Source organism: Photobacterium sanguinicancri (genome assembly GCF_024346675.1).
Taxonomy (GTDB): Bacteria; Pseudomonadota; Gammaproteobacteria; order Enterobacterales; family Vibrionaceae; genus Photobacterium; species Photobacterium sanguinicancri.
In genome coordinates this window covers 1,726,510-1,738,995 of record NZ_AP024851.1, presented here as the reverse complement: position 1 = coordinate 1,738,995, position 12,486 = coordinate 1,726,510, and the positions used below count along the sequence as shown (strand labels likewise).

Annotated in this window: 12 protein-coding genes; 10 read left to right on the top strand and 2 right to left on the bottom strand. The window is 46.3% G+C overall.

Translation table 11 applies throughout. The annotated features are described in order from the left end of the window. Positions 1–6: 6 nt before the first annotated feature. The 8 genes from OCU87_RS24540 to OCU87_RS24505 all read left to right on the top strand — a co-directional run bounded on the left by OCU87_RS24540 (position 7) and on the right by OCU87_RS24505 (position 7,907). Positions 7–447: an acyl-CoA thioesterase gene (locus tag OCU87_RS24540; RefSeq protein ID WP_261858826.1), complete on the top strand. Its 441-nt coding sequence runs from the start codon at positions 7–9 to the stop codon at positions 445–447. Continuing rightward, complete coding sequence (locus tag OCU87_RS24535) at positions 428–1,147, top strand: outer membrane lipoprotein carrier protein LolA (RefSeq protein ID WP_261858825.1); 720 nt, start codon at positions 428–430, stop codon at positions 1,145–1,147. The genes OCU87_RS24540 and OCU87_RS24535 overlap by 20 nt, the downstream gene beginning before the upstream one ends. 25 nt (positions 1,148–1,172) lie before the next feature. Beyond that, the gene (locus tag OCU87_RS24530; RefSeq protein ID WP_390961510.1) at positions 1,173–3,461 is read left to right on the top strand and encodes an MMPL family transporter; all 2,289 of its coding nucleotides are present in this window, start codon (positions 1,173–1,175) and stop codon (positions 3,459–3,461) included. Continuing rightward, positions 3,461–4,138: a DUF3261 domain-containing protein gene (locus OCU87_RS24525; protein WP_261858824.1), complete on the top strand. Its 678-nt coding sequence runs from the start codon at positions 3,461–3,463 to the stop codon at positions 4,136–4,138. Before OCU87_RS24530 ends, OCU87_RS24525 begins: the two co-directional genes overlap by 1 nt. Positions 4,139–4,227: 89 nt before the next feature. After that, positions 4,228–5,499: a beta-ketoacyl-[acyl-carrier-protein] synthase family protein gene (locus tag OCU87_RS24520; RefSeq protein WP_261858823.1), complete on the top strand. Its 1,272-nt coding sequence runs from the start codon at positions 4,228–4,230 to the stop codon at positions 5,497–5,499. Then, positions 5,492–5,953, top strand: a complete 462-nt coding sequence (locus OCU87_RS24515) for a hotdog family protein (RefSeq protein WP_261858822.1) — start codon at positions 5,492–5,494, stop codon at positions 5,951–5,953. The genes OCU87_RS24520 and OCU87_RS24515 overlap by 8 nt, the downstream gene beginning before the upstream one ends. Further along, entirely contained in the window at positions 5,953–6,678 is a 726-nt protein-coding gene (locus tag OCU87_RS24510; RefSeq protein ID WP_062692092.1) for a 3-ketoacyl-ACP reductase FabG2, read from the top strand. Before OCU87_RS24515 ends, OCU87_RS24510 begins: the two co-directional genes overlap by 1 nt. After that, positions 6,675–7,907: a beta-ketoacyl-ACP synthase gene (locus tag OCU87_RS24505; protein ID WP_261858821.1), complete on the top strand. Its 1,233-nt coding sequence runs from the start codon at positions 6,675–6,677 to the stop codon at positions 7,905–7,907. Before OCU87_RS24510 ends, OCU87_RS24505 begins: the two co-directional genes overlap by 4 nt. A gap of 121 nt (positions 7,908–8,028) precedes the next feature. On the opposite strand, the gene OCU87_RS24500 is transcribed toward OCU87_RS24505, so the two are convergent. Both OCU87_RS24500 and OCU87_RS24495 read right to left on the bottom strand, forming a co-directional pair. Next, positions 8,029–8,604 carry a PEP-CTERM sorting domain-containing protein gene (locus OCU87_RS24500; RefSeq protein WP_062692094.1) on the bottom strand — a complete coding sequence of 192 codons (576 nt, stop codon included), beginning with the start codon at positions 8,602–8,604 and terminating at the stop codon, positions 8,029–8,031. 163 nt (positions 8,605–8,767) lie between these two features. Further along, positions 8,768–9,655, bottom strand: coding sequence for a LysR family transcriptional regulator (locus OCU87_RS24495; RefSeq protein ID WP_062692096.1), 888 nt, complete (start codon positions 9,653–9,655; stop codon positions 8,768–8,770). Positions 9,656–9,779: 124 nt separating this feature from the next. Between OCU87_RS24495 and OCU87_RS24490 the strand changes: the two genes are divergently transcribed. Continuing rightward, on the top strand, positions 9,780–10,814 hold the full coding sequence (locus tag OCU87_RS24490; protein ID WP_261858820.1) for an HlyD family secretion protein: 1,035 nt from the start codon (positions 9,780–9,782) through the stop codon (positions 10,812–10,814). A gap of 36 nt (positions 10,815–10,850) precedes the next feature. Beyond that, positions 10,851–12,389, top strand: coding sequence for a DHA2 family efflux MFS transporter permease subunit (locus tag OCU87_RS24485; protein ID WP_157072713.1), 1,539 nt, complete (start codon positions 10,851–10,853; stop codon positions 12,387–12,389). Positions 12,390–12,486 lie beyond the last annotated feature (97 nt).

Below are 12,486 nucleotides of genomic sequence, written 5' to 3'. Positions count from 1 at the left end.
CTGTCGATGACCAAGATTGTACAGCCCTTGACTGCCGAGGTGACGATTGTCACCTCCTTTCAAGACGCAGATCCAATGGGTGTAATCTACCACGGTAATTACTTCCGCTATTTTGAAGAGGCACGCCATGCTCTGATGGCGAAAATTGGCTATAGCTATCGGGAAATGCAGGCTTCTGGCTATGTGTGGCCGATCATCGACACCCGCGTTAAGTACGTTAAACCATTACCCTTCAACCATGCGATTCGCGTCACCGCGACGCTGACTGAGTGGGAAAACCGATTACGGGTCGATTACGTTATTTTCGACCTTGATAGCGGGCAACGTTTAACCAAAGCACACACGATGCAAGTCGCAGTACACATCGACGGTGGAGATATGTGTTATGTCTCGCCGACTGTGTTTACCGACAAAGTTGAGGCTTACCATGCTGGTAAAACTGAGTAATAAGACAGGACAGATCAGTAAGCGTAAGCTTGCTCCGATCTACCTTTTAGGCTGTATGGGTTTATTCGCCCTTACAGCCAATGTCCAAGCAGCTGATGATCAAGTAGACAATGCTCAAGTAGCTAGTGGTCAAGTAGCTAAGGCGCAGACAATCACACTGTCGGAACTGCAACAACAGTTAGCAGAGCATCGCTTGGTGCGCGGTGATTTTACCCAAACTCGCACCATGGAAATGTTCAGCCAACCGCTGATCTCTCAAGGGCAGTTTTTGCTAACTCAGCAGCAAGGATTATTGTGGCAACAGACCGCACCATTTCCAGTGAAGCTCACGCTCACCGCGGACAAACTCAGCCAACAGTTTGGCGATCAGCCCGCGCAGGTTATGTCTGCCAGTGATAACCCTATGGTGTTTTACTTCAGTCATGTCTTTTTATCATTGTTCAAAGGTGATACCACCCAATTGATGGAGCAGTTTGACCTCACATTGAGCGAACAAGGCAACGGATGGCAATTGGTATTAGTGCCAACATCAGCCCCGCTCAACGCAGTTTTTCGCGATATCACCATTAATGGCGATCAACACATCAATCAGCTTCGCCTTAATGAAGTTCGCGGTGATAACACCCTGATCGATTTTTCTCATCAACGTACAACGCCGGCGGCATTAAGTGCAGAAGAACAACGTGCTTTCCAACTCTAAACTGGCACTCGCTTGGCTGTGTGTCATGCTGTTATTGGCTGTTGCATTAGGGCAACAGCTTTTTTTCCAGCGTAGTAACCCTATCGAGACCAACATACTGGCGTTACTACCTGAAAACCGCCAAGATCCTATTGCCCAGCAAGCCTTTGATCACGTTGCCAATAGCATGAGCAACAAAGTCATTTTCTTGATTGGCAGTAATGATGCAGACCAAATGTTAGCCGCGGCTGATGCCTTTGACAGCGAATTACAAACCTCGCCTTTATTTGCCAAAATCACCGCTAAAGTGCCCGTGGACACGCAACAGGCATGGGGTGAGTTGTATTTCCCGAACCGCTTTCAACTGTTAACGACAGAACAAAAAACACGGTTAACACAGCACCCTGAGCAACAAACACAGTTCGTGATTCAATCGCTCTATAATCCATTTTCAGGTGTCACTGGCCAAGAATTAGCCAGCGATCCTTTCTTGTTATTTCGTGATTACTTAAGCCAACTCACCAAGCAAACTGGCAACTTCTCGTTAAGCAACGGTTACCTTACGACGAAATATCAAGGCAAGCAGTATGTGTTGATCAGCGCGGATTTAGCCGATTCACCTTACAGTTATCGCTTACAACAACAATTGCCTGAACTATTGAATATAGAACAAGGCATACGCGATACTTTTGATATTGAGTTACTGCATACAGGCGTTGTTTTCTATGCAGAACACGGTACAGAAAGTGCCAAAAGTGAAATCAGTACCATCGGGGTTGGCTCGCTAGTCGGCGTAATTTTATTGCTATTACTGGTGTATCGCAGCCCATTGCCGTTGGCATTAGCACTGTTATCGATTGGTTGTGGTTTGCTTGCCGCGTTCGTCGGCACCGTGGCGATTTTTGGTAAGGTGCACCTATTCAGCCTTGTCTTTGGCGCTAGCTTAATCGGCGTTTCTATCGACTACGCGTTCCACTTTTTAACCGATCGCCTTGCCGCTGGTGAACGTTGGAATGCGAATAAAGGCTTAAAACAGATTTTTACTGCCATTACGCTGGGACTGATTACCAGCCTAATTGGTTACCTTGGCATGTTGATTGCGCCCTTTCCAGGGCTACAGCAGTTATCACTTTTCTCAGCCATTGGCCTAATTGCAGCCTATGCAACCGTAGTGTGCTGGTATCCCGTCTTAGCCGCTAAACCGAGTCAATCCCGACCACTGCCATTAACTCAGACGATGCACGCGTGGTTAGCCCTATGGCAACAGCCACTATTTAGAAAGTGTATGCCCGCTGCTTTGCTCAGCCTTGCTCTCGTTGGCCTTTATCATGTTGAATACAACGATGATATTCGCCAGCTACAAGCACTACCACAAGATTTAAAACAACAAGAAGACACCATTAAAGCCATCACGGGGCTAAGCAGTAGCCAGCAAATGTTAGTTGTGACAGCCAACGATCAGCAGCAGTTGTTACAAAACCTAGAGTCGGTTTCTGGCACGCTCACCAAATTTAAGCAACAAGGTGTCTTAAAGGGCTTTCAGAGTATTAGCCAATACCTGCCGTCAGAAAACACCCAGCAGCAAAATTATGATTTGATTAAGCAGCTTTACCAACAACAAGCTACTGCGCTTGCTCAAGCACTACCGACAGCAGGGCAAGCTACGTTTGATCATGACTTTAGCCCATTAACAGTTGAGCAATTCATCCATTCGCCAGTGTCTGAGCCGCTCCGTTTCTTATGGTTAGGTAAATTAGCCAATCAGCAACAAGCCGCTATTATCATGCTGAGTGATGTTTCCGATATTGGGCCTATTGTTGATTTCGCCGAACACTCAAATACCGTTAGTTACCTCAATAAAGCCGATGAAGTCTCATCTCTCTTTGGCGAGTACCGTGTACGGGTAACCGAACTCTTGATTGCTGCTAGTTTGGTGATCATGGGCGTGCTTTGGTGGCGCTACGGCTTTACCCGCGCAGTGCGTCTGATGTTACCACCGGTAATCGCGGGAATAGTGGGGATAGGGGTAACAAGTTTAACAGGCGTGCCACTTAACTTATTTAACTTACTGGCATTGATTCTGATTTTAGGGATCGGCATAGATTACACTTTGTTCTTTGCCGAACAGCATCAAGCGGATGCCACTCTATTGTCAATTACCCTTTCTGCCATGACGACGCTGTTATCGTTTGGTTTGCTCGCATTAAGCCAAACCCAAGCGATTCACAGCTTCGGTATCACAGTACTCACAGGTATCATGGTCGCGTGGTTACTCGCACCCTTGTCAATGGCAAGCTCATCACATACCTCTTCGACTAAGGAGCACAAAGCATAATGTTATCTAAGGCTATCAAACCTTTCTCTACCGCACTTTGCGCGGGTTTGCTCCTAAATGCATTAACGGGTTGTAGCTCACAGCCAATGCAACAGCAAGCCAACTTGATCGAAATAGCACCCAAGGTGTCGGTGACCATCCCAACGCCAGAAGATCTGGGTTACCGTTTAACCGCGAGCCAACTCATCAGTGCACAGTGGGGAGAGCCGGCAGAACAAAAACAGCAACAACAACTCCCCGTGCAGTTAGAAGTCGACCAAAATAAAGTCGCGCTTGCAGGATTCTCGTCATGGGGGGCACGTATCTTAACGCTGTCATACCAAGATCAAATTATCGAAGCGAGTGTACTTACAGGGCTTGAAACGACGTTACCGAAACCAGAGCAAGTATTGTTTAACCTGATGATCACCTTATGGCCAATCGAGAGCTGGCAACCGCATTTAGCCCAAATTGGTTGGCAGCTCACCGAGTCTAACCAGCAGCGTCAGCTGTTCGATAATAAAGGTAACTTAGTGGCCGATATTCACTATCAGTCAAACGAAACACCCGTTGCGCCAGCTCAAACAGCAAGGGATCCATCACGCTCTTATTTAGATGGCACCATTACATTTAGTAACCACCAATTGGGTTACACCATCACCATAAAAACACTAAACCATACTCAGCAGCCGCTTTAAGTAAGCACTTTAAGCAACCGTTTAATATGACGATGTATAACAACAAGCCTAACAGCTAGGTATCACGAACAACAACGCGGTGTAACACGATGAATCAAACAGCCTCAGCAGCCACACCACTCTATATTCACAGTTGTGGTTTTCACTCTGCGCTGGGTTTAGAGCATAACGATATTCATGCTCGACTTGCTCAAGGGCATAGCCCTGATATGCAGATCTGTAATGATATGCTGAACGACGGCACAGCAACGGTGATCGGCAAAGTCACCGCAGACTTACCCGCTCTACCAGCAGCATTAAAAGCGTTCGATACTTACAATAATCGATTAGCGCAATCTGCATTAGCTCAGATGGCACCGAGTGTAGCGCACGCCATTACTCAGTACGGTTCAGATCGTATTGCGGTGGTGGTAGGAAGCAGTACCTCAGGTATTGCCGATGGTGAAACCGCTTTAAAAGCCCAAGCGAATGACGGCGAGTTTCCCTCTGAATTTCACTACCACCAGCAAGAGCTGGGTAACTTGAGTGAATTCATTGCCGACTTTTTCCAGATCCAAGGCCCAACATATACCGTATCGACAGCTTGTTCATCCAGCGGCCGTGTATTTTTATCGGCCCAGCGATTATTACAATCTGGCCTTGCTGATGCCGTTATTGTAGGCGGTGCAGATTCGCTCTGTAAACTCACTCTAAATGGTTTCCATGGCTTGGAAGCTTTGTCGAGCGAACTCTGTAACCCCTTCAGTGCCAACCGAAAAGGCATCAATATTGGTGAAGCTGCAGCGTTTATGTTGCTTAGCCAAGATAAACCATCAATGGTCGATGAAGGCTCTGATACAAATCCGGATACAAGCTCGGATAAAAACACAAATATAAAAATGCCCGCTATTGCGCTATTAGGCGCAGGTGACAGCTCTGACGCTCATCATATCTCGGCGCCTCACCCTGAAGGTAATGGTGCGGAAGAAGCCATGCAAAAAGCATTAACCAATGCGCAATTAACACCATCAGACATTGGTTATATCAATGCCCATGGCACAGCAACGCCACTGAATGATGAAATGGAAGCAAAAGCCATTCATCGTGTATTCGGTGAACTTGTTCCGGTAAGCTCAACTAAACCCTTTACTGGCCATACACTGGGTGCAGCCAGTGCAGTAGAAGCTGCAATATGCTGGCACGTTTTACGGTATAATCTTGCTATACCTCAGCAAATTAACGATGGTGAACGCGCTGATAGTTTGGCGCCGATTCTACTTGCAGGGCAACATACCGCACTCAACAATAAAGCCATTTTGAGCAATTCATTTGCCTTTGGTGGTAACAATATCAGCCTTATTTTTGGATATGTTTATGACTAAAATCCCCCACTTACATCAATTATTGCCCCACGATACGCCAATGGTGCTGGTTGATGAACTGATCGATGTTGGTGATGAACATGTCCATTGCCAAGTCACCATTCGCGAAGAGAATATTTTTTTCAACTCGCAAACACGTAGCATTCCAGGCTATGTCGGCATCGAGTTTATGGCCCAATCTGTCGCGGGGTGGTCGGGCTACCAAGCGTGGTGTAACAATCAAAGTGCACCCATTGGTTTTTTACTTGGCAGTCGACGTTATGACAGTGATTACTCACAATTCGATGAACATAACGTGTTCGACATTTTCGCTGAAAAAGTAATGGAAAATAATGGTATGGCAGCCTTTGCCTGCCGTATTGAGCACCAAGGCACTGTAATTGCAAAAAGCCAGCTCAATGCTTTCGTACCAACAGAACAACAATTAGATCAAATGTTAAATAGGAACCATTAATGACCCGACATGTTTTAGTCACAGGCGCAAGTAAAGGCATTGGCCGCGCTGTTGCGACTCAGCTTGCTAAAGACGGCTTCACCCTTGTAGTGCACTACATGAGCGACAAAGCTGGAGCAGAAGCCACCCTGTCCGATATCACTACCGCGGGTGGTTCGGGTCGTATTCTTCAATTCGATATCAGCGATCGTCAGCAATGTCGTGAAGTGCTTGAAGCCGATATTGCAGAACATGGTGCGTATTACGGTGTGGTTAGCAACGCAGGTATTACCCGCGATACCGCTTTCCCAGCGATGACAGAAGAAGAGTGGGATGGTGTGATTCACACTAACCTAGACAGCTTTTATAACGTCTTGCACCCGTGTGTTATGCCTATGGTACAAAAACGTAAAGGTGGTCGAATTGTTACCCTTGCATCGGTTTCAGGCATCATGGGTAACCGTGGCCAAACCAATTATAGTGCTGCAAAAGCAGGCGTGATCGGGGCGACTAAGTCACTGGCGTTAGAACTAGCAAAACGTAAAATCACCGTTAACTGTGTAGCACCAGGCCTGATTGATACTGGCATGGTTGATGAACACGTAAAAGAACACGCTTTACCACAAGTACCACTTCGCCGTATGGGTGAACCAGAAGAAGTAGCGGGCCTAGTTAGCTACCTAATGTCAGACATAGCAGGTTACGTAACTCGCCAAGTCATTTCAGTGAATGGAGGCCTAATATGAGCCGTCGTGTTGTTGTTACAGGTATGTCTGGTGTTACTGCATTTGGTAACGACTGGCAGGCTATCGAACCGAAATTACGTGCATGCGAAAACGCGACTCAGTACATGCCAAGCTACGAACAGTACGATGGTCTAAACACCAAACTTGCAGCGCCTATCGACGATTTCACGCTACCTAAACACTACGGTCGCAAACAAGTTCGTGGCATGGGACGCGTATCTAAGCTGTCTACCGTGGCAACTGAAAATGCCCTCATCCAGAGCGGTTTGATCGGTAACGACGTATTAACTAACGGTGAAACGGGTATTGCTTACGGTTCATCAACAGGCAGTACACCTGCCATTGGTGCTTTTGGTGTCATGCTAAATGAGAAATCAACCAAAGCCATTACCGCAACCACTTACGTTCAAATGATGCCGCACACCACAGCAGTAAACGTGGGCTTATTCTTTGGTTTACGTGGCCGTGTTATTCCAACCAGCAGCGCATGTACGTCTGGCAGCCAAGCTATTGGTTATGCCTATGAAGCAATCAAGCACGGTTACCAAACCGTGATGGTAGCAGGCGGCGCAGAAGAACTGTGTCCAACTGAATCTGCGGTTTTCGATACCTTATTTGCGACTAGCCTGAAGAATGACTCACCGAAAAAGACCCCTAGCCCATACGACACAGATCGCGATGGCTTAGTCATTGGTGAAGGTGCCGGTACATTAGTATTAGAAGAATACGAACATGCCGTAGCCCGTGGCGCAACCATCTATGCGGAACTAGTTGGCTTTGCTAGCAACTGCGACGCAGCCCACGTAACCCAACCGCAAAAAGAAACCATGCAACTTTGTATGGAAATGGCGTTGAAAGATGCCAACCTATCACCTGAAGTGATCGGTTACGTATCTGCTCACGGCACAGCGACCGAGAAAGGTGATATTGCAGAAAGTAACGCTACCGCCAATATCTTTGGTGACAAAGCACCAATCAGCTCATTGAAAAGTTACTTTGGTCATACCCTAGGTGCATGCGGCGCAATTGAAGCTTGGTTAAGCCTTGAGATGATGAACAGCGGCTGGTTCAGCCCAACATTGAACCTCAATAACCTTGATGAGCAATGTGGCAAACTTGATTACATCACAGGTGAAGGCCGTGAAATTGATTGCCAATACCTAATGAGCAATAACTTTGCTTTTGGTGGCATCAATACATCACTGATCTTCAAACGCTGGGAATATTAAGTTTCTACCGCCTTTAGCATCCGCGATAAGCATGATACGAAAACAGAAAAACACACTACCTAGGTAGTGTGTTTTTTATGCCATTACTTTCTCAACATGAATAATTTCAAAGAGGTAAGCACTAAGCTTTTTTACGACGAGCTAGACCTAACCCCGCCAGACCCAGCACCATTAAACCAATAGAAGCTGGCTCAGGAATATCAGTATCCGGTAGATCGATTGTCACCATATGCTGTGGGTTATACGCACTGTATTTTGTGCCACTAAACAACAACTCTTGCTTGTCGTTATATAGATATACATCAAAAACATCACGGGATGAACAACAGCCAGTTCGACCAAAAATGCTTAATGAATCCAACTCACTCGGGCTACCAAGGACAATTTTTAGGAACTCAGATGGACCTTTACCATCAGAGTGATACATAAATGGATAATCCAGCGGACCTGCACCATCAATCGCTTTATCCGGTGAACTTGTCGCAGACCAATTACCCGAACCGGTTGCTGTCGCCCCCGCCGAAGACAAGGCTAAATCGTTCCCAGTCCCCGTTTCCGTTGCTTGAACCTCAGAGATTTGAATCCACTTATTAATCGAGTTTTTGATAACAATTTCAGAAACCCCCATCAAACCTGCATGTGCATTCAAACTCAGTGCAGACAGTGACGCAATTAATAAACCTTTAATGCTATTCATGTGTTATTCCTTGAAAGTTATTCCAAACTATTCAAGTAAATAGCAAATCAAATGCCAATTATTTAACTCTATCACTATCAACACCTTATAAGCATAGAGTTGATTAGCAATTAGTGCAGTGTAAAGAATACTGACATCAAGGGAGAGACTTCACCCATCGTTTTTATCGCTGCTTAAAATTATCAATCATAAAGTCGATAAACACGCGAAGACGCTTCGGGATCAATTGGCGCTGAGGGTAAACAAAACTAACAGGTACCGCAGGAAGCTGCCAATCAGGTAAAATCTGCACTAACCGCCCCTCTTCCAAGTGCGGACGGCAAATAAACTCAGGCAGCATCGCGACACCTAAGCCATCAACCACCGCCAATAACGCCGACGTAATAGTATTTACCCGCAAACGATAAGGCAGATTAACGATTTCTTGTTGTTCATCTTGCGTTAACTCCCAATATGGCAATTTCACCACGTTAGAGACTTTCACTTGATGATGGGGGGATACCAAATCGCTTGGATGCTCAATGGTGTCATGCTGTGCCAAGTATTCAGGGCTGGCGACAATAATCCGATGGGAGAGATGAAAAGGACGCGCCACCATGCTGGAATCACTCACCGCTCCGACTTGCGCGTACAAATCGATCCCTTCGGCAATTAAGTCGACATCCCGATTGGTCAATTCAAGGTGGATAGTGACATTCGGGTACTCTTTCAAAAAGGCATTGATGTATTTCCCCATCACTTTTTGACCAAGCTCGACTGGCATCGCAATGTTCAACCGCCCACGAATCAAGTCTTGGCTTGCCGTCACTTCAAGCTCAGCTTGCGACATGATCTCCAGCATTTGGATACATGATTGATAAAAGCGCTCGCCTTCTTGGGTTAATGTTAGCTGCCGGGTTGAACGCGTGATCAATCGCACACCTAAATGCTTTTCTAGATCAGCAACTTTTCGACTGACCGTCGACTTAGTCATATCAAGCGCTTCAGCTGCCTGTGTAAAACTCCCACATTCAACCACTTGAGCAAACATAGCGGCACTATTGAGATCCATCACTCACCCTATTAGTTATATTTCTGCAACAGTGTTTCCTTTTTTTCCTATCTAATCAACCAATCATTCTCATTTACACTTGGTTACAAATAAACAGCCATACAAAACGTGAGAAAAACACCGAATGACACTAACTAAAAAAAATAAAGCGCCACTTATCGCCACTGTCATTATGCTTACGCTCGGCATCGCTGGAGGCAGCTATTGGTATGGGTACGGCCGCCATTTTGAATCCACCGATAACGCCTACCTACAAGGCGAAATCACCACCATTAGCCCAAAAGTATCTGGTTATATCACCCAATCTTTCGTGACCGACAACCAAGTGGTCAAAGCGGGCGATTTAATTGCGACCATTGACGATCGCGATTACCAAGTTGCTGCTGATCAAGCCAAAGCAAACTTTGCTGTTAGCCAAGCTGCGATCACTAACCTAAAAGCGCAACGCGAACTGCAACAAACTTTGATCCGTCAATCCAGCAGTAAAATAGAATCGGCTCAAGCAGAATACGAACGAGCTCAGCAACAAGTAACCCGTACCCGTAGTCTGCTAAAGCGTAATTACTCATCGCAGGATGAGCTCGACGATATGCAGTCACACCTAAAAGTCACTCGCGCCCAATTGTCTGAAGCACAAGCAAACCACCAAGCTGCGCAAGACCAACGTGGTGTGATTGATAGCCAAATTGTTCAAGCAACTGCAGCCTTATCTGAAGCAGATGCGCAGCTAGAGCAAGCTCAACTCAATGTTAGTTACACCCACATTTTTGCTCCTGTTGACGGTATTGTCGGTAAGCGTAGTGTTCGTGTTGGCTTATTAGTACAGCCGGGGATGCCACTATTGAGCCTAGTACCTACAGAGCAAGTCTGGATAGAAGCCAACTTCAAAGAAACGCAGCTCAGCAAAATGCACCAAGGTCAGAAAGTTGATATTGCGTTAGATGCGTATCCCGATCAGCATTTTGAAGGTGTAATTGACAGCTTTTCTCCAGCAACAGGTGCTAAATTTGCGCTGTTACCGCCAGAAAATGCAACAGGCAATTTCACTAAAATCGTACAGCGTATTCCCGTTAAGATCGTTATCCCACAGCCTGAAAAATTAACGCGCGCTTTAATCCCAGGTTTATCTGTTGTCGCTACTGTTGATACCCGAGGCTAAGCCATGAGTACGGTTACCGAAGCGGTATCTGCACCTATGCCGTCACCAACAAGTAGTGAAGTGCCACGTCGCCATTGGATTGCCTTAATTGGTGGTCTATTGGGGGCTTTTATGGCGATCTTAGATATTCAGATCACCAACTCATCACTCAAAGACATCCAAGGTGCGCTGTCTGCAACACTGGACGAAAGTTCGTGGATTTCGACCTCTTACCTAGTCGCCGAGATGATTGCAATCCCATTAAGTGGGTGGCTTTCTATGGCACTTGGCAAGCGCCGTTACTTAACCTGGACCACAGTGATTTTTACCCTGTCGTCGCTGTTGTGCTCGATCTCATGGAACATGAGTTCAATGATTGTCTTTCGCGCACTGCAAGGTTTTAGTGGCGGGGCCTTAATCCCACTGGCCTTTTCATTAGTGGTGCAACTACTGCCAATCCAAAAGCGCGCAATAGGTATGGCGATGTTCGGTGTCACCGCTACCTTTGCCCCTTCGATTGGTCCAACACTGGGTGGCTGGCTAACCGAAAACTTTTCATGGCACTACATTTTCTACATCAATATTCCGCCCGCGATGTTAATGATCTTCATGGTGCGCTATGGCCTTGATGATGAACCACTCAACTTAAGCCGTTTACTGAAAGCAGACTGGCTTGGCATCATCACTATGGCACTGGGTCTTGGCTGTTTAGAAGTTGTGTTAGAAGAGGGCAATCGGGAAGAATGGTTTAGCTCGCCCTTCATTATTACCTTAGCGATTATCTCAGGGGTGAGCTTGGTGTATTTCGTGATAAACGAACTCCAACACAAAAAGCCGCTGGTGAATTTACGCTTACTCTCGAATCGGCACTTTGCGATGTCGTGTATTGCCTATTTGATTCTGGGGATGGCATTACTCGGCTCAATTTATGTCTTGCCGCTGTACTTAACACAAATACAGCAATACAACGCGATGGAAATTGGCAGTGTTCTAATGTGGATGGGGTTCCCGCAGTTACTGATATTCCCGTTAGTTCCTAAGCTAACCTCCATAATTAAGCCAAAGTATCTGGTGACATTTGGCTTTGCGATGTTTGGCCTCAGTTGCTTTGTAAATACCCACATGACTGTGGACTACGGCGGTCAACAGCTTATCTTCTCTATGCTATTACGTGCGATTGGTAGCCCATTTATTATGGTGCCACTATCACTGGTTGCCATGCAGGGGATCAGCAAAGAACAAACACCGGATGCGTCAACACTCACTAATGTGATGCGTAACTTAGGTGGGGCGTTCAGCATCGCGATTATTGCAACCTTGCTGGATAATAAAACGCGTGAGCATTTAGCACACATCAAAGCCAGCTTACCCGCGGTAAGTACCGATGCATGGTATCAATTACAGCAACAAGCAAGTGCATTTATGCACGCAGGCAGCGACAGCGCAACGGCAATGCTACAAGCCCAAGCCTCATTAGCGGCCACCATGCAACGTGACGCGGCCATCATGGCTTACAACGATGTATTCTTGATGATGACGGCCTTTCTCGCATTGGCAGCTGTGCTCATGTTTAGCAGTAAGAGTCAGCCAGTTTAGTAGCAAGAGTCAAAATTAGAAGAAATAACCGCAATACAATATAAAAGAGGCAGCCCAATATGAACTCGGCTGCCTCTTCTTTTTGTCTCACTTTTCG